This window comes from Pseudoalteromonas phenolica, assembly GCF_005886345.1.
Classification (GTDB): Bacteria; Pseudomonadota; Gammaproteobacteria; order Enterobacterales; family Alteromonadaceae; genus Pseudoalteromonas; species Pseudoalteromonas phenolica_A.
The window spans coordinates 91,467-115,310 of record NZ_PNEC01000046.1 but is presented as its reverse complement, the minus strand read 5'-3'; the positions used below and the strand labels follow the sequence as shown (position 1 = coordinate 115,310).

24 protein-coding genes are annotated in these 23,844 nt (G+C 40.5%); 6 read left to right on the top strand and 18 right to left on the bottom strand.

The genetic code is table 11. The features are described from left to right. Positions 1 to 245: 245 nt before the first annotated feature. From clpB to rluD, 3 genes are all read right to left on the bottom strand, one after another. Positions 246 to 2,819 (bottom strand): ATP-dependent chaperone ClpB, encoded by a 2,574-nt coding sequence (gene clpB / locus CWB72_RS15910; protein WP_138633378.1) that lies wholly within the window; start codon positions 2,817 to 2,819, stop codon positions 246 to 248. Positions 2,820 to 2,907: 88 nt separating this feature from the next. Next, the gene (gene pgeF / locus CWB72_RS15905) at positions 2,908 to 3,642 is read right to left on the bottom strand and encodes a peptidoglycan editing factor PgeF (protein ID WP_138633375.1); all 735 of its coding nucleotides are present in this window, start codon (positions 3,640 to 3,642) and stop codon (positions 2,908 to 2,910) included. A 3-nt stretch (positions 3,643 to 3,645) separates the two neighbouring features. After that, a complete protein-coding gene (gene rluD / locus CWB72_RS15900; RefSeq protein ID WP_138568294.1) occupies positions 3,646 to 4,623 on the bottom strand; it encodes a 23S rRNA pseudouridine(1911/1915/1917) synthase RluD in 978 nt (325 codons plus the stop codon). Positions 4,624 to 4,746: 123 nt separating this feature from the next. On the opposite strand from rluD, the gene CWB72_RS15895 reads away from it, so the two are divergent. Next, positions 4,747 to 5,520 (top strand): outer membrane protein assembly factor BamD, encoded by a 774-nt coding sequence (locus tag CWB72_RS15895; protein ID WP_138568293.1) that lies wholly within the window; start codon positions 4,747 to 4,749, stop codon positions 5,518 to 5,520. A 52-nt stretch (positions 5,521 to 5,572) separates the two neighbouring features. Here the strand turns inward: CWB72_RS15895 and glnB are convergent, their stop codons facing one another. Continuing rightward, entirely contained in the window at positions 5,573 to 5,911 is a 339-nt protein-coding gene (gene glnB / locus CWB72_RS15890; RefSeq protein ID WP_130256575.1) for a nitrogen regulatory protein P-II, read from the bottom strand. 141 nt (positions 5,912 to 6,052) lie between these two features. On the opposite strand from glnB, the gene CWB72_RS15885 reads away from it, so the two are divergent. Together CWB72_RS15885 and CWB72_RS15880 are read left to right on the top strand one after the other, a co-directional pair. Continuing rightward, positions 6,053 to 6,595 (top strand): GspH/FimT family pseudopilin, encoded by a 543-nt coding sequence (locus CWB72_RS15885; protein WP_130256598.1) that lies wholly within the window; start codon positions 6,053 to 6,055, stop codon positions 6,593 to 6,595. Positions 6,596 to 6,662: 67 nt separating this feature from the next. Continuing rightward, on the top strand, positions 6,663 to 7,202 hold the full coding sequence (locus CWB72_RS15880) for a GspH/FimT family protein (RefSeq protein WP_138568292.1): 540 nt from the start codon (positions 6,663 to 6,665) through the stop codon (positions 7,200 to 7,202). Here CWB72_RS15880 and CWB72_RS15875 read toward each other — a convergent pair. From CWB72_RS15875 to murJ, 13 genes are all read right to left on the bottom strand, one after another. Continuing rightward, a complete protein-coding gene (locus CWB72_RS15875; RefSeq protein WP_138568302.1) occupies positions 7,199 to 7,615 on the bottom strand; it encodes a type IV pilin protein in 417 nt (138 codons plus the stop codon). The two genes, CWB72_RS15880 and CWB72_RS15875, sit on opposite strands and share 4 nt — an antisense overlap. Then, the gene (locus CWB72_RS15870; RefSeq protein WP_138633372.1) at positions 7,605 to 10,697 is read right to left on the bottom strand and encodes a PilC/PilY family type IV pilus protein; all 3,093 of its coding nucleotides are present in this window, start codon (positions 10,695 to 10,697) and stop codon (positions 7,605 to 7,607) included. The genes CWB72_RS15875 and CWB72_RS15870 overlap by 11 nt, the downstream gene beginning before the upstream one ends. Before the next feature lies 1 nt (position 10,698). Next, the gene (locus CWB72_RS15865; RefSeq protein WP_138568290.1) at positions 10,699 to 11,178 is read right to left on the bottom strand and encodes a pilus assembly protein PilX; all 480 of its coding nucleotides are present in this window, start codon (positions 11,176 to 11,178) and stop codon (positions 10,699 to 10,701) included. Further along, positions 11,166 to 12,161 carry a PilW family protein gene (locus CWB72_RS15860; RefSeq protein WP_138568289.1) on the bottom strand — a complete coding sequence of 332 codons (996 nt, stop codon included), beginning with the start codon at positions 12,159 to 12,161 and terminating at the stop codon, positions 11,166 to 11,168. Before CWB72_RS15860 ends, CWB72_RS15865 begins: the two co-directional genes overlap by 13 nt. 1 nt (position 12,162) lies before the next feature. Then, positions 12,163 to 12,720, bottom strand: coding sequence for a type IV pilus modification protein PilV (gene pilV, locus CWB72_RS15855; protein WP_138633369.1), 558 nt, complete (start codon positions 12,718 to 12,720; stop codon positions 12,163 to 12,165). Positions 12,721 to 12,819: 99 nt separating this feature from the next. Next, complete coding sequence (locus CWB72_RS15850; protein WP_138568287.1) at positions 12,820 to 13,485, bottom strand: LytR/AlgR family response regulator transcription factor; 666 nt, start codon at positions 13,483 to 13,485, stop codon at positions 12,820 to 12,822. Then, entirely contained in the window at positions 13,482 to 14,507 is a 1,026-nt protein-coding gene (locus tag CWB72_RS15845) for a sensor histidine kinase (protein ID WP_138633366.1), read from the bottom strand. The genes CWB72_RS15850 and CWB72_RS15845 overlap by 4 nt, the downstream gene beginning before the upstream one ends. A 4-nt stretch (positions 14,508 to 14,511) precedes the next feature. Further along, complete coding sequence (gene ispH / locus CWB72_RS15840; RefSeq protein ID WP_130256582.1) at positions 14,512 to 15,441, bottom strand: 4-hydroxy-3-methylbut-2-enyl diphosphate reductase; 930 nt, start codon at positions 15,439 to 15,441, stop codon at positions 14,512 to 14,514. Beyond that, on the bottom strand, positions 15,441 to 15,881 hold the full coding sequence (fkpB, locus tag CWB72_RS15835; protein WP_130256583.1) for an FKBP-type peptidyl-prolyl cis-trans isomerase: 441 nt from the start codon (positions 15,879 to 15,881) through the stop codon (positions 15,441 to 15,443). Before fkpB ends, ispH begins: the two co-directional genes overlap by 1 nt. Beyond that, complete coding sequence (gene lspA / locus CWB72_RS15830; RefSeq protein WP_138633363.1) at positions 15,878 to 16,387, bottom strand: signal peptidase II; 510 nt, start codon at positions 16,385 to 16,387, stop codon at positions 15,878 to 15,880. The genes fkpB and lspA overlap by 4 nt, the downstream gene beginning before the upstream one ends. Before the next feature lie 9 nt (positions 16,388 to 16,396). Then, positions 16,397 to 19,222: an isoleucine--tRNA ligase gene (ileS, locus tag CWB72_RS15825; protein WP_138633360.1), complete on the bottom strand. Its 2,826-nt coding sequence runs from the start codon at positions 19,220 to 19,222 to the stop codon at positions 16,397 to 16,399. Positions 19,223 to 19,243: 21 nt separating this feature from the next. After that, entirely contained in the window at positions 19,244 to 20,170 is a 927-nt protein-coding gene (ribF, locus tag CWB72_RS15820; protein WP_138633357.1) for a bifunctional riboflavin kinase/FAD synthetase, read from the bottom strand. A gap of 118 nt (positions 20,171 to 20,288) precedes the next feature. Continuing rightward, a complete protein-coding gene (gene murJ, locus CWB72_RS15815; protein ID WP_289508453.1) occupies positions 20,289 to 21,857 on the bottom strand; it encodes a murein biosynthesis integral membrane protein MurJ in 1,569 nt (522 codons plus the stop codon). Positions 21,858 to 22,211: 354 nt separating this feature from the next. Between murJ and rpsT the strand changes: the two genes are divergently transcribed. Next, positions 22,212 to 22,472 carry a 30S ribosomal protein S20 gene (gene rpsT, locus CWB72_RS15810; RefSeq protein ID WP_058029114.1) on the top strand — a complete coding sequence of 87 codons (261 nt, stop codon included), beginning with the start codon at positions 22,212 to 22,214 and terminating at the stop codon, positions 22,470 to 22,472. 76 nt (positions 22,473 to 22,548) lie between these two features. On the opposite strand, the gene CWB72_RS15805 is transcribed toward rpsT, so the two are convergent. Then, the gene (locus tag CWB72_RS15805; protein WP_130256587.1) at positions 22,549 to 22,932 is read right to left on the bottom strand and encodes a response regulator; all 384 of its coding nucleotides are present in this window, start codon (positions 22,930 to 22,932) and stop codon (positions 22,549 to 22,551) included. Positions 22,933 to 23,024: 92 nt separating this feature from the next. Here CWB72_RS15805 and CWB72_RS15800 point away from each other — a divergent pair, with 92 nt between their 5' ends. Beyond that, on the top strand, positions 23,025 to 23,486 hold the full coding sequence (locus CWB72_RS15800) for a hypothetical protein (RefSeq protein WP_138633354.1): 462 nt from the start codon (positions 23,025 to 23,027) through the stop codon (positions 23,484 to 23,486). A 100-nt stretch (positions 23,487 to 23,586) separates the two neighbouring features. Continuing rightward, the gene (locus CWB72_RS15795) at positions 23,587 to 23,835 is read left to right on the top strand and encodes a hypothetical protein (protein ID WP_058029111.1); all 249 of its coding nucleotides are present in this window, start codon (positions 23,587 to 23,589) and stop codon (positions 23,833 to 23,835) included. Positions 23,836 to 23,844 lie beyond the last annotated feature (9 nt).

Below are 23,844 nucleotides of genomic sequence, written 5' to 3'. Positions count from 1 at the left end.
CTTTTTTAAAGAAAAATGCAAAAAGCTGACTGTTCGCGTGTATTTTAAACGAAACGTCTGTTTTCAAATGTTTTTTGTACAATAAGAAATCAAAAAGAAGTAAAACTACAATATTTAAGTCATATAACCACCCCCTAATCATTCGGGGGAATTTAAGTATTGTCGAGAAAGAAGATAATGCAAGGAAGAAAAGAAATAAATTTGGGCACACTTATAATATGAATGCCCAATGATTTGCCAGCTTCTTACTTTGTAAATGTAATAACGTCGTTATCTACCGTTACTCTGATTTTATCACCTGGGATAAATTCGCCTGCCAATAGTTTCTGCGCTAATGGGTTCTCAACATATTGCTGAATTGCACGCTTAAGTGGTCTTGCACCAAACACAGGGTCAAAACCATGTGCTGCTATTTTATCTAACGCTTCAGGTAACAATTCAAACTGGTAGCCTTTTTCAAACAATCTGGCTGTTAATTTATCTAGCTGTATATTCACGATCTCTTTAATATGTTTATCTATTAAAGGATGGAACACTACGGTTTCATCGATGCGGTTTATAAACTCAGGTCTAAACTGAGTTGCAAGGACGCCCATCACCTTTTCTTTCAAAGATGTGTAGTCATTTTGACCAGCTTGTTCTTGGATAATGTCAGACCCTAAGTTTGAAGTCATAATGATCACTGTGTTTTTAAAGTCAACAGTACGGCCTTGACCATCTGTTAAACGACCATCGTCTAGCACTTGAAGTAATATATTGAAGACATCAGGATGTGCTTTTTCCACTTCATCCAATAAAACAACTGAATATGGACGACGTCTAACCGCTTCTGTTAAATAGCCACCTTCTTCATAACCTACATAGCCAGGAGGTGCACCAACTAGTCTTGCAACTGAGTGCTTTTCCATAAACTCAGACATATCAATGCGAACCATGGCCTCTTCAGTATCAAACATAAAGTTTGCTAGCGCTTTTGTTAACTCTGTCTTACCTACACCTGTCGGTCCTAAGAATAGGAATGAGCCAATCGGACGATTTGGATCTGCAAGACCAGCTCTTGAACGACGTATCGCATTTGATACCGCATTTACCGCTTCATCTTGCCCTATAACTTTATTGTGTAGTTCATCTTCCATTTGAAGTAACTTTTCGCGTTCACCTTGTAGCATTTTAGCTACTGGGATACCTGTCCATCGAGACAAGATTTCTGCAATTTCATCTTCACCGACTTGATTCTTTAACAAACTCATTTCTTGCATTTCAGCTTGAGATGCAAGATCAAGTTTTCTTTCTAGTTCAGGAATTCGTCCATACTGAAGCTCTGACATTCTTTGTAAGTCGCTTGCTCGACGTGCAACTTCAAGATCTAATCTCGCTTGCTCTAGCTCACCTTTTATTACTTGCGTGCCCTGTAAAGATGCTTTTTCGGCATTCCACACTTCATCAAGCTCTTTATATTCACTCTCTAATTCTGAAATTAAACTCTGCATTTCAGTACGACGCTTTTGACTTGCTTCGTCTTTTTCTTTCGCTAGTGCATTGTCTTCTAACTTTAGTTGAATGATCTTACGCTCTAACCTATCTAGTTGCTCTGGTTTAGAATCTATTTGCAGACGAATAGAACTGCCGGCTTCATCTATTAAATCAATGGCCTTATCAGGAAGTTGTCTATCTGAAATATAACGATGGGAAAGATTCGCTGCGGCAACAATAGCAGGATCTGTAATATCAACAGAGTGATGAAGTTCGTAACGCTCTTTTAAGCCACGTAAAATGGCAATTGTGTCTGAGACACTTGGCTCACTCACAAATACTTTTTGGAAACGTCTTTCTAACGCTGCATCCTTTTCAATGTATTGACGATATTCATCTAGTGTCGTTGCGCCAACACAATGTAACTCACCTCGGGCAAGTGCAGGTTTTAGCATATTTCCGGCATCCATAGCACCATCGGTCTTACCCGCGCCTACCATAGTGTGGATCTCATCAATAAATAAGATCACTTGCCCTTCTTCTTTTGCTAATTCATTTAGAACGGATTTTAAGCGCTCTTCAAACTCACCACGATACTTGGCACCAGCTACCAGTGCCCCCAAATCAAGAGAAAGAACTCGCTTATTTTTAAGGCCTTCAGGTACTTCACCATTAATGATACGCTGAGCTAAGCCTTCAGCAATGGCTGTTTTACCAACGCCAGGCTCACCAATTAGAACTGGGTTATTCTTGGTGCGTCTCTGGAGCACTTGTATTGTGCGTCGGATTTCTTCATCACGGCCAATTACTGGATCGAGTTTGCCCTGTTCTGCACGTTCAGTTAGGTCTATAGTAAACTTTTCAAGAGACTGACGAGTGTCTTCAGCATTTGGATTATCGACTTTTTGGCCGCCTCGAATTGCTTTTATTGCTTGTTCTACTTTTTTCTGAGTTAGTTGCAACTCTCTTAAAATTTGACCTAATTCACCTTTATCTTCACACGCAGCAAATACAAATAACTCACTCGATATGTATTCGTCTTTGCGTTTTTGCGCATATTTATCACACAGATTGATAAGAGAAATAAGCTCATTGTGGAGCTGAACGTCTCCACCAATACCAGAAACCTTAAAAATTTTATCGATTGATTTAGTAAGTTTGTTGTTTAGTTCGTCTGCACTTATCCCTGCTTGCGCTAATAAAGCTCTAACACTTGAACCATTTTGTTGTAGTAGTGCATACATCAAATGCACAGGCATAATAAATTGATGGTCTCGGCCTAATGCCAGTGATTGCGCATCGGAAAGTGCTGCTTGGAATTTACTTGTGAATCTATCTAAACGCATGACGTCTAAACCTTTATAATAATAATCTAGTTACTTTATGGGTATTCAACAGGTATTGTTCAAGGCTATTTTAAGGTTTTAATTTGGTTTATTTGCGCCAAATCAATGTCGCTAATCGACCCGTAATTGCATCTCTGCGGTAAGAAAAGTACTTTGATGGTGAGGAAAAGGTGCACTCATACTGGCTATATATTTGTGTTACTCCTAGCGAAGACAACTGTCGTTTAGCGATAGAAAATATATCAGCTAGGTACTTTTGATTTTGTAGCTCTGTGAAATCATCAATATGTGAAGAGTTGATCCTTGTAAAAGCATTCACAACATCAGAACCCACTTCAAATGCAGTAGGTCCAATTGCTGGACCTAACCAAGCCGATATTTGCTGATTCGGTGCGGTAAACTTCTCAATCGTTTTCTCAATAATATTACCAGCGAGAGGCCGCCAACCACCATGCACAGCCGCCACTTCTTTACCATTATTACTCGCTAACAAAATTGGCAAACAATCAGCTGTCATAATTGCCAAAGGCTGTGCTTTTAGTTTTGTATAAAGCGCATCTGCTTTTGGCCTATCAGATAGCTTCTGCTCTGTAACAGAGTTTGTTACCTCTACAACATTGGCACTATGAACCTGATCTAGCCAAAATGGTGGACTTGGTAAAAACTCATTTAATACTCGATGATTAGCCAAAACCACATCTTCATCATCGCCAACATGATATCCAAGGTTAAAACTCGAATAAGGAGGTCTAGAACAACCTCCTAAACGTGTAGTTTGAATACCACCGACAACTTGGTGTAATGGCCAGTCAACTAACTGCATATTCTAATAGACTAAATCGGGATTGGCTTTCGTGTCATCACGTAACGCCTGGGTTAGAATCTGCATATCTTCAGGTACAGGGGCTTCCCAAGTCATTTGCTCTCCCGTAATTGGGTGCGCAATACTCAATTTAATTGCATGCAGCGCTTGACGTTTAAAGTCTCTTAGCTGCGCGAACAATTCTGGTGTTGCATTGCGAGGAGGACGAGGGCGGCCGCCATATAATTGATCACCTACAAGCGGGTGCGTTAAATAAGCCATGTGTACACGAATTTGGTGAGTACGACCTGTTTCTAGTCTTAAGCGTAAACGTGTATGCGCTCTGAATTTTTCTGCAACGCGATAATGCGTTACCGCAGGTTTGCCCATTTCATGAATAGCCATATGCGTGCGTTTTGTTGCATGACGACCAATTGGTTTTTCAACCATGCCTCCGGCTGTCATTGTACCATTACATATCGCTTCATATTCACGGGTAAAGTTATCGCGTTTTTGTAGGGCTTTAACAAGATGTGTTTGGGCTTGGATGGTTTTTGCAACAACCATTAAACCTGTCGTATCTTTATCTAGACGATGCACAATACCGGCTCGTGGCACATTAATGATATCCGGATGATGATGTAATAAGGCATTTAATATTGTGCCATCTGGATTACCAGCACCTGGGTGTACCACTAGCCCCATAGGCTTATTGATAACAAGGATGTCATCATCTTCGTAAACGATGTTTAACTCGATGTCTTGTGCTTCATATTCACGCGGCGCTTCGATTTGCGTCTCGATGGAAATTAATTCCCCACCTAATAGCTTTTCTCTCGGTGTCGATAAGACCTCACCATCGACGGTGACTTTTTCATCTAAAATCCAAGTTTTTATTCTTGAACGTGAAAAATCAGGGAACATTTGCGCCAAAATTTGGTCTAGACGTTTACCGCCTAATTCAGTTGGCACTTCGGCTTGTAGAGAAATTTGCTCAGACATCTGTTAGTTTACCTAAATTACCAGTGCAAGCTTAGCTCGACTGGGTTAGAATCGCATAAATGCATAGTTTACTCGGTTTTGCCATCTTGGCCTAGCCGAAGACACCGAAGGTAGTAAAATAAAATGATAACTAAATTAGGGAAACGCGCCTTTGCCATCCTAGTCAGTACTTCTTTTCTAGGTCTTGCGGCATGTTCTTCTGCGCCTGAGCAAGAAGACATTGAACGAGTACCAAACAAATCTGCACAAGCTTTATATGAAGATGCTAAGTCAACTTTAGACTCAGGACTTTATGCCCGCTCTATCGAATTATTAAGTGCACTTAATTCTCGCTACCCATTTGGCCCTCACGCTCAACAAGTACAAATGGATTTAGTATTCGCACACTATAAAACAGGGAATACGGATCAGGCACTTGCCACCATAGATCGTTTTATACGCTTAAATCCCAATCATAAAAATTTAGATTACATGTATTTCATGCGTGGCTTGGTAAATATTCAAGCTGATGAAAATGCATTCCAGGAATACTTTGGAATAGATAGAGCTGATAGAGATGCAAGCCGCACCAGTGTGGCTTTTCAAGACTTATCAACATTAACGGATAGCTACCCAAATAGCCCTTATGTTGCAGAGGCTAAAAAGCGCCTTGTTTGGTTGCTTAATAAAATGGCACGTTATGAAATTAAAGTTGCTGAGTATTACTTCGAACGAGAAGCCTTTTTAGCCGCGGCTAATCGCGGTAAATATGTTGTTGAACACTTCTCACAAAGCAGTTATTTAATTGAAGCGCTTGATATAATGGAAAAAAGTTACGAAAAATTAGGATTAGATGAGTTACGTCTGCATGCGCAGCAAACACGACTTCTAAATGAGCAAATAAGAAGTAGCAACTAAATAATACTCAAAATAAAAATGGCGCTTATCAGGCGCCATTTTTATTTCAAAGTTAAATTGCTTCTTCGTCTTCTTCACCAGTACGAATACGTACAACTCGCTCAACTTCAGTTACGAAAATCTTACCATCACCAATTTTGCCTGTCTGCGCAGTCTTTAAGATAACCTCAATTGCTCGGTCAACATCTTCATCTGCTAATACAATATCTAATTTAACCTTAGGTAAAAAATCGACCATATACTCTGCACCACGGTATAACTCCGTATGGCCTTTTTGTCGACCAAAGCCCTTAACTTCACAGACCGTCATACCTGTTATGCCTATTTCAGACAAAGCTTCACGAACATCATCTAATTTGAATGGTTTAATTATTGCTTCTATTTTTTTCATGGCGTTTTATTTCCTTAGCGAGTGCGTCGATTTTAGACAATCCCCTAAAACAAGGCAAACAAACTCGTTGCAAACATAGAAGAAAAAGCTTCATAATGCATTGTGCTATAATTGAATAATTGCTCTTTTCTAGGTGTAAATATGCAACATCGCGGTTTCACATTATTAGAATTGCTTATTACCATTGCTATCTTAGCAATCCTTGCGACTCTATCGTTTACAGGTAATACTGATTTAAATGAAAAAACTCGAGCTGAATCTTTTGTGCTTGAACTAAAAAGACATATTACGTTTGCTAGAGCAAAAGCAACGACAAGTGATGAGATAGTTATTTTATGCCCAGTAAATGCGACTGAATTAGCTGCGAAAAAAAACCTCACTTGCACCAACGATTGGAAAAACGACCAAATCATTTCATTTATAGATAAAAATAATAATGCCACATACGAAGTAGCGGGTGATGATTTACTACGCGTCATGGAGAAAATCGCTGTAAACGATAACCTAAAAGCCCCTGACACTCGTGTGAGATTTGATAGTAGTGGTCGAATTGTGAATAGTAATGGCGGTAAGTTTATCTACTGCCCACTGAATAAAGCTGAACATGCCAAGGTAATGACGCTTACTGTTGGAGGAACATCCCGTTATAACGGTGATGCAGAAGATGCTGATAATTGCTTGTAAAAACTTTGACAAATGAACACTTTGTTCTATATTAATTTAAAATAGTTAATATTTTAAGGTTGCAAGGATGGCAGCTAAAAGCACACCTAATTACACCCGAGGTTTAACTTTAATTGAGTTACTCATCACCTTATCTTTAATCGTTATTCTTAGTCTTTTAGCGGTACCTTCATTCAATAGTGTTTTACACAAGAATAGACCTGAAGTAGCCCTGAAACAGATAAAGCGACAAATTTTTTTATCTCGCAGCTACGCTATTACCCACGATAAATATATTAGTATATGTGGCTTAGTTCATAATAAATGCCACAAAGATCTTTGGCATGAGTCCTTAACCAGCTTTGTTGATACTAATAGAAACCATGTATTAGATGCTGACGAGCAAGTTTTATATGTAATAGACAGAATAAACATAAAAGACGAATTGTCGTATCCCAGACATGCTATTACCTTCAAACCCGATGGTAGTTTAAAAGGTCTAGCAAATGGGACTTTTGTTTACTGCTCATTCGATTATGAAGGTAAACCAATCGGATTGGAGATGAGCATTAATAATGCAGGTAGGGCTAGATTAAGAGATACAAAAAGGTGTAAGAAGCGCATTTAGCGCTCCCAACAGTCGACTGGCTCACTTGTGCCAGTTGAGCCTTTAATACCAGTATCTGTAATTGTAAAAGTTGTACAAGCTGTATCGCCTGCCACCGCTCCAGCAGCAGCTGTCGCAGTTATCGTGAATGAGGTGCCTGTGTCTGGCACCTCTACTGTAATATTAAAATAACCATTTTCACTCGTTGAAGGGACGTTAATTAAATTCAAATCATCCGCATAACTTCTATTATCAGCATAGTACTGCTCTTGTTTATTGGCAGCATCTAATAGTAAAACCATTGCATCTGAGCGTGCGGCTCTTTTAACGTATTCGGTGTACTGAGGATAGGCGACTGAGGCTAAAATGCCCGCTATCGCAACAACAATCAGCATTTCGAGCAAGGTAAAGCCCTTTATGCGATTACTTTTCATCATGATCTTCTCGCTTGTAAATATACATTTGCTTTGTCATAATACCATGGACTTCATTACTCAAAAATGTTGGCTGCCCTGCGCTATTGAGTGTTGGTAAGGGACCTGCTACTTTTGCACTTAAGAATGGTTCACTCGGTTTACTGCCATCTGGGCCTTTACCTCCCGAAGAGTCAACATTCTTTAATTCAATATTCAAACGACCAGTGCTGCGTTTGGAACCTCCTTCTGTTTCAGACTCGTTATGATAAAGAACCACAGGTGTACTGGGAACTTCTCTCACTGTGTCATACCTAATCTTTTGGAAGACACGCGCACCATAATGCAAATGTAGAGCATATAAAGCCCCACCACCGCTGCCAACTGAGCATTGGTCTATTGATGTATCTAAATGTGGTGTAAACGAAGTAAAGTAAGCAATACCACCCACTACGGTTGCTTTAGCTAGCGACTTTTCTCCAACTCTAAGTTGATACTTCCACCCTTTAAGCGCACCCAACTCGGCTTCTTTTTCATAAAATGCTTGTTTAGACGCTGCTTGATAGAAAGGTTCATCTTTCACTTGCATAAGCTGACTATGGTAAATCGGATCAGGGACTTCATCGCCTTGATATGAGCGTGTAACCGTGTTTTCATCACGTATCACATATAGCTGATTGTTCACTATCTTTTCAAGCGGGCTAGCTCTATTTCCACTGCCTATAATAATCGCTTCATAAGGCACTTCTCTTCTAGTTGAATATGTCCCATTACTGGTTATAGTCTTAGTCACTTTGCTAAAGAAAGTACGAGCAACTAATGGTTGATAAAAGAAGCGTCTATCATCCCTATTTTTTGAGCCTGATAACTCTGCAAATTTAAAGTGTGTCCAAGGATTATCAGTATCATTTGGCTTGTCTCTAGGCATATCTACTCGCCAAATGCTTCCTCCCGTGTCAGCTGCATAAATTCGATCCGTAAAGCCATCATAATCAGAATCCATGAGGGAGACATCTGCTGCTATGCTATGTATGCCTTTAAACTTGCTTGCTTTTTCAGTATTGCTAGCTGGTCCACCGGGTGTCAACGACCAGACTAAATTGCCACTCTCAGCATCGACAATAAATAAACCACGTCCCTTACTATCACTAGTTTTAGAAATATTATCTTTATTGGTATCGTAACCTGCACCAAAAATCACAACTGGCTTTTCTTTTTGCGAACGAATATAAGTAACAAAAGGCTTTGACCATGACTGACCTAATTCTTCAAATCCTGATTTTTGTGATGTTATAGGAGCGCCCCATAACATTTTAGGTGTATCAGGATTAGTTATATCTAAAGCATAATAAGCCGTTCCTCCTCTTCTAAGCCCAAAAAACAGCCACACTTTGTCTGTACCATTAACAATGCTGTCTCTGTTAATGTCTTTATGGAAAACAGTAATTGGGCCATCTACACCATAAAGCTTTGTTCCATCTAGCTTATTCATTAACGGCTTTTGAATATCAAGCAACTTACCCGGTAAAAATGCCCAACTTTCTTTTACTGTGTTGCCATTATCTTTGAAAGCATGCAGAAAGCCTGAGTTAGTGCCAATAAACACTCGGATATCATTATTACCATAGTCTATGTTCACTGGTTTTGAATGAAGGGGATCACCAAAAATATCTTTTCTTCTTCCCGAATCGCTATTTTCATTTAACACATCTAGACCTGATACCCAATCCATGAGGTCCTTAGTTTCTGCATCAGTAGACGTTCCAAACTTGTCCATTAGCTGAGTTGCACCTACCGCATTTTTGGCTTCCGACCACTTAAATGGAATTAAACTCCCTACTCCAAAATCAGAAAACAACTTTCGGGAGGTTTGTTGAGATAATTGGTAATTCACACCACCTTGCTCAATATTATTACCGTCATTCGAACCTGGCTTAGACCAAAAAGTTGTCGCATCTTTACTGATGATGCCATCTTGCGTATCAAGTGCAGGCTTATTCGACATGTCAATGATTTCACCATCTTTAACCTGTAGTTTTTTTAAGTTGCCTTGCCAGCGGGTATGTTTCTCAGGATAAAACATAGTGTAATAAAGGGAGTTACCACTTTGTGTCTGATCCGAACTATTCATTGATACTGAAGGAGAGACAAAGCTCGAGCTTCGTTGGTTTATGGCAACCAAGATTTTATTAAAGTCATCTTTTAATTTTTCTGCAGTGTCCGCTTGATAGTAATCACCACCTCCTAGTGCGGCAGTTTTTCTTAAAATTTTCTCACCAGCACCACTCATTCCCTCACCAAAACCAATGGTGTATACATAAGCTGTGTCTTTTAAATCAGATGTATTCGGGTAAAGATCGACTTCGACAGGATCTTTACCGCCTCTGCCATGCATAGCTGCTGCCAAAGCCGGCATATAACTGTTCTCTATAACAGGCGTATCTTGTTTGAATGTATTTTTATAGAGTTTAGAGATATCTGAATTCGAACTCGTATCAACAGAGGGGTCACCATCGGTCATTAAAATTACATTCACAGCGCTATTACACCTTTGCTCACCAGCTTTTGGGGTAAAAGGAGAGATGTATTGATCACCTAATTCTATATTTTGATCCCTTCCAATAGATTGGTTATCAGCGTAACCTTTCTTCTTACCAGTTAAATACAAATACGCTTCCCAGAGAGTTTCGCTCAAAGGAGTCCCCCCATTGGCCTCTAGGGTATTAATTTTATTTTTTATATCCGATTTGCTAGAACCTATCCCAGAAAGTACATACCCTCCTTCATTGTCACTGTTAAATCGCATCAAGCCAAAATCTACATTCTCATTCGCTTTATCTTCAATCAGGTCTGTTATGGTATCTTTTGCAACACCTAAACGATTATCCGGGCAAAGTATCCATCTTCTACGATAATAATCATAACCACAGCTGGTACCATACTCACTCGAAAATGCCATACTGCCCGAGGTATCAAATACAATCATTACCCTAGGCTTTTCTTCAATATTGACATTATGTTTAACAAAAAGTTCGATATCTTCAGATTTTGCAGTTGATGCGAGCAATAAAGATACAAGACCAAAAAATACACTATATTTCATCTTAGCTGCCCTCATTGTGACTAATGATTTCTTGACCAATCCCTATGACCACTGTAATTGTATGTTTATTCTTTGACCCATAGGTTATGGTTGACTCCATTTCCGTTAGATTACATGTTAAGCCATCTGTATAAGCGAACTGTCTTGGGCAGTGTAATTCCATTTCACCGTTATTTAAGTTTTTAAGTGTATTCGTCATATGCGAAGGGGTTGAGGACGAACTCATATCCATACCTTCATCAGGCATTTGTTGACGCTTAAGTGTAAATCGATTGTTAGCACTGGTCCCTTCTGCAACTATGAGCTTATGGATCTCACCAATAAGCTCGGTTTCAGCCTCTGCACGCTCTTGTGCGGCATTGGTAATTTTCAAATCTATACTACTGCTGCTCATTAGACTCACTGCAACAGCGGTTACGGCCACTATCATGATCATCGCTGTAATTAACACTACGCCTTTTTGTTTATTTACATTCGCCATGCTGTCGACCCCAAATTATTCAGTCGAATCGTTGTTGTGAAAACCGTACGCCTAATTTTGTCAGTGAAAGTATGTACTCGCTTATCCTCATCTAAACCTAAGGTGTAAGTCTGACTTGTAAGCTCTAAATCTGCATCTGCTTCAAGGGATCTAACGAGTAAAAATACCTGTACTGTTAAAATACCATCGGTATTTTCCCAAAGCGCAGCTGTCATATCTTCAGTGCTGCGATATGTATCAACTTTGTTATCTGCATCACTGTCTATACCAAACACCATGCGCAAGTCTTCAATTCCTTCCATAATTGGTTCTGTTGTCAAGCCGCCCTCAACAGTAAGGCGTTTTCTCATCAATACAGGAACCGTTATGCGACGGTTATTTATGGTAAGGTCTTGCTCATTTATATAATAAACATGATGGCTATATGGCCACAAAGTAGCGTTCACAGTAGGAAGTGGGTTACCTGCATCTTCTCCCGAAATAAACTGCGCTTTTTCTTGCTCTGCAATAAAGTAATAGCGGTTAGTCTTTGGTTTATTTGTCGGAGTTGGGATGATTTGCCGGCCTTCTAAAAACTTCACTTGAATAACATCTGTGCTCTCTTTAGAGTCATCAACACAGCCAAGCATTTTATTGCCATCAGACACTTCAGCATAAACAGGTCTGAAGTTTGTCGGAGTGGTATCAGGGAAGCTACCGTTATTTAATCCACCAAAACAATCAGGATCTGGGTTAGCAACACTTGTAGTGTTATCGATAGAAAACTCAGCTTCGTAAAATGTTCCCCAAAAACCAATTTGTTCAATATCTCTTCTTAAAATTGATAACGTTAGACGACCCGTTTCTTGCAATTCTCCAATTGCCATCGTATCTCGAGTGGTTGCTTTCATACTGACATAAGTCGCAATGACCCCACCTAAAATTAAGAAGCCAATGAACATAGAAATCAGAAATTCTAAAATAGTGAAACCTTTCTGCTTCATTTTATCCTCTGATCAATAAGTAACTATCTAGTTTTACTAAACGACGCCTGTCATCTACATTACCGCACTGTATGTCTTTGGTCGCATCGGACGCCTTAAAATCTTGCCTACCACGCCATGAAACAATGACGCTCACATCAAACCCCATGTCTGCAGTATTCGCTACTGGTGTAATATTGATACAGACCGTAGCTTCGTCCAAAGACCCAGTATTTTCTCTTGCTCTAATCGCCGCTTTCCAGTTTTCTAGGTCTGTGAGTGCTATATTCTGTGCTGTACACGCATCAGAATAACAATCGTCTTTTGGTTTGAGATCAGTGGTACTACTGAAAGTTTGTTTATATAAAGACACAATATCTGCAGTATCATTCGACCTTATACGTTGCATGATATCTTCACCGAGAGAGATCGCAGCAGCACGCTGCATAGAGTCAAAACTGGCTTTTTTGGCTTGCGCCTGTAGAGCAACAGCGCCTAATAACCCAAAGCTCAACACCATAAATGCGATTAGCACTTCTAGTAGGGTGAACCCTGATTGTGTTCGATTGATAAATGGCATACGCAGTCAAAAACGGTTTATGATTCGTGCATTATTTTAGAATTGATTACTAGAAGCAATTTTTGAAGGGATAAGCGGCTTTTATTTCTGACAAACGGTCTATAAATAATTTTTTATTGCAGAATAAGCACGGCGGCTTACAGAGAGTTTCTCTGGATAATTATTTAGGCTAATTAAAACACCGTTACTTGTGTGCTCAAGCTGCTTTATCGACTTCAGTTTAACTAAGGTATTGCGATGTATCTGTACAAAGTGTTCAGGGTATAAGCTGATTAACTTTTTAAGACTTAAATCAATTGTCGCATCACCTCCGAGGAAATAGATTTGAGTGAGTTTATCTTCTGCTTTTGCCACAATCACATCATCAACTTCGACCCAACGGGTTTGATTTCCTACTTGATACTGAATGCGAGGTTTAAATAAGCGCGCTAAAAGTGAAAACAAATCCGATTGACTCACAGGCTTAACCAAAAAACCTGCTGCAAACACATTAAAAGCTTGCAAAGCAAATTCACTGTGGGCGGTAATAAAGATTATTTTTAAGTCACGATATTTCTGATTAAGTATTTCAGCCGTTTTAATACCATCAAGCCCTGGCATATTGATATCAAGAAACAGCAATTGTACTGAATGTTCTTTTATAGCCGGCTCAACCTCATCGCCAGAGCCTACTTGTGCAACACACTCATAATGTGGCCAAGTTGATAGTAAACGAATAATTCTCGCTCTTGCTAAAGGCTCGTCATCAGCAATGATGTACTTCATACTTTAGCTCCAATGGGAATACGTAATTCTGCTACAAACTTATCTTGCTCAATTGTTGTTTGCAAACTTGCTCTATTACCAAAGTGAAGCTCAATACGAGCTTTAATATTCGACAAGGCGATCCCCTGCCCTGAATGACCATTGCAGTCATGATGAGTAATTGGATTAGTTATCTTGATCGCAATTTGTTCATCAGCATCAATAATTAACACATCAATCTGGCTTCTGTTACCACTCGGCTCGATGCCATAATTAACTGCATTTTCGAGCAAAGGCTGCATTGTTAAGACCGGTAATTGGCTTATCAAGTTGCAAGAATCAACCTGCCATACAACCTCGAACTTATCGCCAAAGCGCCATGCTTCAATAGCCAAATATTGCTTTGATAAGTTTATCTCATCTTCTAGGGTTGTTAATTGCTGTGTGCGCATTGCAGCTTGAGATAACCGCGCTAAGTTTAACGTTGCTTGCTCGGCAGCTTGGGGATCAACATGAGTTAACTCTGCAATGGCATTCAAGCTGTTATTTAAAAAATGAGGCCTTATTCGAGCATGTAGTGCGTCTAACTCCACTTTTGAGAGCGTTTTTATCGTCTCTACTCGTTCAGCATAAATGCTCATTAAATAAATAAAAAATAGCTGCATACCTAACCCTAATAAACAGTGCTGAGTCGCAATAGTCCAATCAATTTGGTCTGCAATATAATGCTGTGACAATAAACTTAGAATTAAGGTGTTTGTTTGAAAAATAGCTAAAATTATAAGGATTTCTGAATAGGAACTGAGCTTTGATAGCTGCGTTTTTAAGCCGTAGACAACAGCCAAACTTGTCGTGCTGACAAGATGGATAAATAGACTAATTAAACCTAGACGCTCCCAAGCTGAGCCAACACTCATCGGGGCAAAAGCTAACAAGGCTGCTAGTAATTGTGATGTAACGAGCATGGCAAGTACGCCACGCTCGGTGACCATGATTGGCAGCAATGCAGATGTTAAATCGGGCGATTTAAACCTTGCTGCCATAGAGTTATCTCAACTCGGCTGGCACCGCAAATACAATGCTTTCTTCAATGCCTGGGTTTTCGACCACAGTTTTACCACCTAACTCTTTTAAGCGAGTGATAACTTGTTGTACGAGCACCTCAGGGGCTGATGCACCCGCAGTAACACCGACTGAGTTGATATTCTCAAACCAACTTGCATTAACACAACTCGCATCGTCAATTAAGTAAGCAGTTGTGCCCATCTTCTCAGCAAGCTCACGTAAACGATTCGAGTTTGAGCTGTTTTTAGCCCCCACCACTAATAACACATCAGCTTTGTCTGCAAGATCACGCACGGCATCTTGACGGTTTTGTGTTGCATAACAAATGTCATCTTTTCGTGGACCATCAATCTCAGGGAATTTAGCACGTAACGCATCAATCACATCTGCAGTGTCGTCAACTGATAAAGTCGTTTGACTACAGTAGAATAAGTTACTTGGATCTTTCACCTCAAGGGCTGCAACATCTTCAGGGGTTTCTACTAAGTAAATACCGCCTTCTGAGTTGTCGTATTGACCCATAGTGCCTTCCACTTCAGGGTGACCTTGGTGACCAATCAAGATACATTCAGTGCCACGACGACTTGCACGTGTTACTTCCATATGCACTTTAGTAACTAGAGGACAAGTAGCATCAAATACTTTTAATTCACGACGCTTTGCTTCTGCTCGCACAGCTTGCGATACACCATGAGCGCTAAAAATAACAATACTATCATCAGGTACTTGGTGTAGCTCTTCAACAAAAACAGCACCGCGATCTTTTAAGCCATTAACGACATACTTGTTATGTACGACTTCATGACGCACATAAATAGGCGGGTTAAAAATATCTAATGCACGCTCCACAATTGAGATAGCGCGATCAACACCCGCACAAAAGCCACGAGGGTTTGCTAATAAGATATCCATTAGCCAGTTACCTCTAAAATATCAACTTCAAACGTCACTTTTTGACCTGCTAGAGGATGGTTGAAATCGATAGTCACAGAGTCACCAGCCACTTCACGAACAAGGCCTGGTAGCTCGGTACCATCAGGCTGAGTGAAAGCGATAATACTGCCCACTTCAGCTGGCGCATCAGGACCAAACTTACTGCGGTCAACATAATAGATGTTGTCTGGGTTTGGCTGACCAAATGCATCTTCAGGTTCTAAATCAAAAGATTTACTCTCCCCCGCTTTTAAGCCTAAAAGGCATTTTTCAAAGTTTTCAGTCAGGCTACCATCACCCATGAACAACTTTGCAGGTTTGTTATGTACTTTTGTTGAATCAGCTGCCGATCCGTCTTCTAGCTTGATCGAAAAATGAAAAAGAACTTCTGATTTTTCGCCAATGACGTGTTCGCTCATGCTTTTTTCTCCTGAGAACCATCTGCACCTTCACCTGTGAAGGCATCTAAAAGAAGTAGACCCGCACCACAAACAATTGCGATATCAGCCACATTGAATGCTGGATAGTGCCAATCTTGATAATAGAAATGTAGAAAGTCTACAACATAGCCATGCACTAAACGGTCCACTAGGTTGCCAATCGCACCACCAATGACCATTGAGTAAGCGCCACATAACACCCAGTTTTTCGCTGGCAGCTTTTTCAGCCAATAAGTCAGTAATAAACTGATCACCACCGCAATGCTGCTGAAAAACCAGCGTTGCCAACCGCCTGCATCACTCAAAAAACTAAATGCAGCACCATAGTTGTGCATGTAAGTGAAGTTAAAAATTGGCAAAATCTCTATCGATTCATAGAGCTTCATATTTGCCACGACTACTGCTTTGGTTATGTAGTCTACTGCAAAAAGCAGTAGACTCAGTACTAACCAAATTAAACCCGATTTTTGTTTAACTTCGGTCACTCGCTGCTCCTACGCAAACTGACGCTGTTCGCCGTCACCGTCAACGTTGCTCACACAACGACCACAAATCTCTTCATGGCCTTCGTGTGTACCAACATCATCACAATAGTGCCAACAGCGGTCACATTTCTTCGCGTCCGTTGAAGCGACTTTAATGAATAAGCCGTCAATATCTGAAGACTCTGCACCTTCAGGTTTCGCACTGACTACTTCAACATTTGCTTTTGACGTCAATAGTACGAAGCGTAACTCGTCACCGATCTTATTCAGCGTCTCAGCTAAGTCACCACCAGTGTATAGCGTCACTTCAGCTTGAAGTGTTGCACCAATAACTTCATCTTTACGCGCAGCTTCTAATACCTTGTTAACTGCATCACGTACTTCAAGCACTTGCTGCCAGTATGTATTGTCAAGTTGGCCTTCAGTCACATTTGCTAAGCCTTCGTACCACACATCAGTAAATACAAAGTCACCACGCTCGCCTGGTAATACATCCCAAATTTCTTGTGCTGTGAAGCTCATGATTGGTGCCATCCAACGCGTCATTGCTTCTGCAATATGGTAAAGCGCAGATTGACAAGAGCGACGTGCATGACTGTCAGCTTTAGCTGTGTATTGACGGTCTTTAATTACGTCTAGGTAGAATGAACCTAGCTCACCGGTACAGAAGTTCATTAGCTTTTGCGTCACAACTAACATTTGATAGTTGTCGTAAGCACTGATGATTTCTTTTTGTAACTCAGCGGCACGTGCCACAATCCATCGATCTAGCTCAACCATATCTTCAACGGCAACTAAGTCAGTTTCTGGGTTGAAACCGCTTAAGTTTGCAAGTAAGTAACGGCTAGTGTTACGAATACGACGGTAACGATCAGCTGAACGCTTAAAGATTTCATCCGATACAGTCATTTCTGCCGTGTAATCTGTTGATGCAACCCATAGACGTAAAATGTCAGCACCTAGCTTATTCATAACATTCTGTGGAGAAATCACGTTACCTAGTGACTTTGACATCTTGCGGCCGTTTTCATCTACAGTGAAACCATGAGTTAGTACTTGCTTATATGGAGCATGGCCGTTAATCGCTACCGACGTCATCATAGAAGACATGAACCAACCACGATGTTGGTCAGAACCTTCTAGGTATAAATCCGCAGGACCGGTTAACTCTTCACGCGCATCTACTACACAAGCGTGTGTTACACCTGAGTCGAACCATACGTCTAGCGTATCTTGTACTTTTACATACTGCTCGGCATCAGCACCGATTAAATCAGCTGCGTCTAAGTCATACCAAGCTTGAATGCCTTTTTCTTCAACCAGTTTTGCAACGTCTTCGATTAGGTTTTCAGTATTTGGATGTAACGCACCTGTGTCTTTATCAACGAATAAAGAAATTGGCACACCCCATGTACGTTGACGTGAGATACACCAGTCAGGGCGACCTTCAACCATGTTCGCAATACGGCTCTCGCCCCACTCAGGTAACCACTGCGTTTTTTCGATTTCACTTAGTGAATCTTTACGTAAGTCAGCTTGATCCATGCTGACAAACCATTGCGGTGTAGCACGGAAGATAATTGGCGTTTTGTGGCGCCAGCAATGTGGGTAGCTATGTTGTAATGCATGATGGTGCATTAACGCGCCTTTTTCTGTTAGCACTTCAATCACGCTCGCATTGGCTTTAAATACGTGCTGACCTGCAAATAATTCAGTATCAGGCAGATAAACACCGTTTGCGCCAACTGGATTTGCTACTTCTAGGCCGTATGCCTGGCCTGCCGCGAAGTCTTCTTGACCGTGACCTGGTGCGGTGTGAACAATACCCGTACCAGAGTCAGTTGTTACGTGCTCACCTAAAATTACAGGTACGTCAAAGTCATAGAATGGGTGTGCAACACGTAAGTTATCTAACGCTACACCTTTTGCATAACCTAACACATGGAAATGATTGAAACCGAAACGGTCCATACAATCTTTAACAAGCTCAGAGCCAAGGATTAAGCGCTGTACTTTACCTTCGTCTTCAACTTGAACTAGGGCATATTCTAGATTTTCGTGAACAGCAACCGCACGGTTAGCAGGCAGTGTCCATGGCGTTGTAGTCCAAATAACTGTACCGACTGTGCCATTACCTTCATGACCTTCTGCTAAGCCAAATGCTGCGACAACCGCTTGTTGGTCAACAAAGTCAAAACGTACATCGATCGCCGGTGATTGCTTGTCTTGGTATTCAACTTCCGCTTCAGCTAGTGCTGAACCACAGTCTGTACACCAATGAACCGGCTTAGCACCTTTATGTAAGTGACCGTTTTTAATGATACGACCTAAAACACGGATTGCGTTTGCTTCAAAGTCAAAGTTCATTGTTAGGTAAGGTTTGTCCCAGTCGCCAAATACACCTAAGCGCTTGAAGTCAGCCTTTTGCCCTTCGACTTGCTTTTTAGCGTAGGCACGGCATTTCTCTCTGAACTCAGCTGCAGATACTTTATGACCAGGTTTGCCTACTTTTTTCTCTACTTGTAGCTCAATAGGTAGACCATGACAGTCCCAACCAGGTACATAAGGTGCGTCAAAATCAGAAAGCGTTTTAGACTTAATAATAATGTCTTTTAAAATCTTATTAACTGAGTGACCTAAGTGAATATCGCCATTTGCGTATGGAGGACCATCATGCAAAATAAATGGCTTCTTACCTTTTTTCGCGTTACGAATTTGGCCGTAAAGGTCAGCTTCGTACCAAGCTTTCAGCATTTTTGGTTCGCGTTGCGCAAGATTACCGCGCATTGGAAACTCAGTTTCCGGTAGGTTCAAAGTATGTTTGTAGTCGCTCATTTATCCTAGTTTCCGTATCGGCTACTTAATAGTAAAACATTGTTGTGCGTCAGCCACATCACTTGCTATTTGCTCAGTCAACTGGGCCAATGTCTCGAATTTTTTTTCATCTCGAAGCTTTTTAACCAGCTCCACTTTTAGAAAACGTCCGTAAACGTTTTCATCAAAATCAAATATATGCACTTCTAATAGTGCTTTGGTGCCATTTAACGTTGGCTTTGTGCCAATGTTTGCCACCCCGTTTAATACGCGGTTGTCTAAATAAACTTTAACAGCAAACACCCCCTGTACAGGGATCACTTGACGTTTTAGTGCAATATTCGCGGTTCTAAACCCAAGCTCTCGGCCTTTTTTCCAGCCGTGGATCACACGACCTGAAATCGCATAGGTATGACCTAGCATCTGGTGCGCCGAATCTAAATCACCTTGCGCAAGTGCCGCTCTGATTAAAGTACTACTTACACGGCAATCATCACGGCGTAAGCTGGCCGTGCTTTTGACATGCATATTTAATTCAGCGCCAATTGCGCTCAGCATATCAAAATCGCCTTGGCGGTTTTTGCCAAACTTAAAGTCATCACCCACTGTAAGTGCTTTAACACCTAGCTTTTTGATTAACACTTGTCGAACAAACTGTTCGGCATCCATCGAAGCAAACTCTTTGTCAAACTTTACACATATCACTCTGTCGATGCCGAGTTTATCTAGTAGAGCAAGTTTATCTCTTAGTCGTGTTAAGCGTGCCGGCGCTTTGTCTTTGGCAAAAAACTCTTGCGGTTGCGGCTCAAACAACATCACGGTACTGGGTAATCCGTACTGTTCAGCATCCTGTATTAAGCCTTTTAAAACAGCAACATGACCTAGATGCACACCATCAAAATTACCTATTGTCAGCACACACCCTGCGTGTTCTGCTCTAATATTATGGATGCCTCTAATTAATTGCATGAAATAAAAGCCTTCACCACCAATTTATTCAAAGTGCCAGATTATACCCAAGTTGCTTGAAAATGCGAATAATCAGATAACCTTAACCTAAGGCTCATACTATGCCTTAGGTTAGGTATTAAGCCGAAGCTTCTTTTATGGTCTTCAGTCGTACCCCAAACGCGAAAAGGACACCGAAGTAACTTACCATGGCCACAGCGAGTAAAGCGCAAAGTAATGTAATTTGTTCAATCAAACTCCAGCTTTGCCATGTGTATTGCTGAGCAATAAAATAAACCAGCACTGCCATCAATATTGCACTCACAATACATTTCAATGCAAACCATAGGCTAAAAGAAGAGAACTGATACACACCTTGCTGGTTTAGCTTTCTATAAAGCAAAAACGCATTACAACTTGCTGATAAAGAAGTTGCTAAAGCTAATCCTAAATAGCCAATGAATGGGGCAAGCATGATGTTAAACACCATGTTCAAAACAAGCGTGATAATACCGATCTTGACCGGAGTTTTAGTATCTTGTCGGGCATAAAAACCGGGTGCTAATATCTTAATCAACATAAAACTGACTAAGCCAACCGAATAGGCGGCAACGCCCATACTCACTGCTTTGACGTGATCGACTTCACCCTCAGAGAAAGCACCATGATCAAATAAAACAGAGATAATTAGTGGGCTAATTACCATCAAACCCGCCATGGCCGGAAAGCCTAAAAACAGTACAAAGCGCACACCCCAATCTAATGTGTTCTGAAAATCTTCTGATTTTTCTGTGGCATATAGTTTAGACAATGCGGGCAAAATAACCGTGGCAATACCAATACCAAACAAGCCTAATGGGAACTCAATGAGTCTGTCTGAGTAGTAAAGCCAAGCTATGGAGCCCGTCACTAATAGTGAAGCAATGATGGTATCTAGCAATAAGTTAATTTGCGAAATCGACACCCCAAACATGGCGGGTAACATTAGCTTGCGCACTTTCGTCACTTCAGGAGAGCGCCAAGCAAACACTGGTTTATTCACCATACCGATACGTAAAAGAAAAGGAATTTGAAATAAAAGCTGTGCTAGACCACCAACAAATACTCCAATAGCCAGTGCATAAGCACTCACATCAAAGGCATCATGTAACAAAATCGCACAGCTAATAATAGAGATGTTTAATAAAACCGGGGTAAAAGCCGCTGCGGCAAAGCGGTTATAAACATTTAGCACAGCACCACTCAGTGCAACCAAGCTAACAAAGAACAAATATGGAAAGGTAAATTTTAATAAGCCACTCGCTAATTCAAACTTTCCTGCATTTTCACCTCCTTGCCACCAGTCAATAAACCAACCTGTACCAAATAACGCTGCGATGACGGGGGAGCCAATCACACCGAGAATGGTCACTATTAGTAAAATGGTTCCCAAAGTACCCGCGGCTTGAGCAACAAACAGCCTTACTTTGTCGTTTCCATGCTTTTCTTTTATTTCGGATAGCACTGGCACAAATGCTTGAGCAAATGCCCCTTCTGCAAATAGTCGTCTTAAAAAGTTTGGGATACGGTTCGCAAATAAAAACACATCTGCAGCAAGCCCTGCCCCGAGTAAATTTGCAACGACAGCATCCCTGACTAGTCCCATCACGCGTGAAATCATCGTCATGGCACTGACTATCATGCCTGATTTAAATAACCCTTTTGCCACAAATTTACTCCCAAGAACATATAACTGGCAGATTATGCCACAGACTTATACTGTCCTTGAACGCCAACCTTCGACAATTTGTAAATATCTTTCGTTTAATACTAGGTGTCGAGTTATAGATTTGATACAATCGCCCGCAACAATCACAAAACCATGAGGTGTTATGGTTTTGTTGATTCTGAGCCTGTTGCAACTAGCGCTATGCAACTTAAAACCATGGTTTTAGTACATTCAGGCCAATATGACCCAAATGGAAAAGGCTGGGTGGTCATTTTTTATTGACTTTTGAGAATAAAACAGGCATATTCCTCGGCCTTTAAATTAAGCTTATTTTAAGATTGTTAGGAGCAAACCTTGGCTAACATCAAGTCTGCAAAAAAACGCGCTATTACTAGCGAAAAGCGTCGCAAGCACAACGCAAGCCGTCGTTCTATGATGCGTACTCTATTCAAGAAAACTGTAGCTGCTATTGAAGCTGGCGACAAAGAAGCTGCAACTGTAGCTTTCGCTGCTGTAACTCCAGTTTTAGACCGTTACGCAACTAAAGGTCTTATCCACAAAAACAAAGCTGCTCGTCATAAGAGCCGTTTAGCTGCTAAAATTAAAGCACTATAATTTGTTTTTGAATGAAAAAACCGACTGTTAAGTCGGTTTTTTTTTGCCTTTAAGAAAGGAAGAAGAGAAGCTTTTTTTAATAAAGCTCCAATTCTGGATAAAACTTTTTCAGCATCGCTGCAATTTTCTTCGGTGAAAACGGTTTAACCACAAACCCTTTTGCCCCTCTTTCGATAGCATCTTTAACGTTATCAACGGTTGAATGGGCAGATACCATCACAACATTAATATTTTCGTTGATTTTATTAATGTCAGCGATCAGCTCTTTGCCGTCACCGTCAGGTAATTCGATATCCAAAAATACAATATCGAAATGTTGTTCTTCGCATGCGGTAATACATTGTGTCGCAGTAGAGGCTTCTCTCACATGGTCTATTCCCAAGTGCATCAATGTTTGATGTAAGAAACTACGAACTGTACCCACGTCGTCCACTATCAGTACTGATATCTGTTGGTCCATAATCATCCTTTCATATGCCGCCGAATAAATTTAGGCTATGATTAAATCATAGAATCATTATAGAGACATGCAAATAAAAGGCTACAAAACGAATGTCTAATCAATCAAAAAAACAATCTTTACTAGGACAAGTTAATCCACAACAAAAAAAACGGCAAAGTAGTCAAAAGAAAAAACGTCTTTCTCCACAACAACAAAATGTCGCTATGGCACAAGCACAATTAGCCCAAACTCAACTCAATAACCCCCGAAAACAAAAAGGTATCAAACGTTGGATTACACTTTGCATTATTGCCTTATTAATTATTGTTTTTCCTAAACCGCAATTGATTACCTATGAAAAACTAGGGGTCGTTGCTACCAGTGTCTATTGGTCTGCATTGCCAGGTCTTGATCCAGTCATCTTTGATTCATCGCTTCACCCAAGGCCAGCACTAGATAAGAATACTCTCTATTTATGTATGAATAAGCTCGATCCTGATACCTGTCAGAAGTATCAAATAATCAAAAAAGAAGGTTTCTTTAGTGCCTTAAAAGTGCTTATTTCGAATTAAAAAAACTAATCTGAAAATTACAAAAATACTCGTTTGAAGCATGGTCAAACTAACACCATAATGGCGCTCCTCTAACCAACCACAGGAACCCAAACAGACCATGCCAAACGAGCTCGACTTGTTGCTAAACATAGTGCTTCTACTTTTAGGTGCTGGAGCCTTTTTTATCAACCACTTAACTACTTTACGCGTTGCCGCATTGGCCGCTTGTAGCTTATTATTTTTATCGTTTAGTTTTGATCTGATGAGTACCAGTGTGGTGTCTAATTTAAGTCTAATTATGATTAATACATTTTATCTATTTAAAGTGTATACATTCGGACAACTTAAATTAAGTCATACCGACTAACATATTATT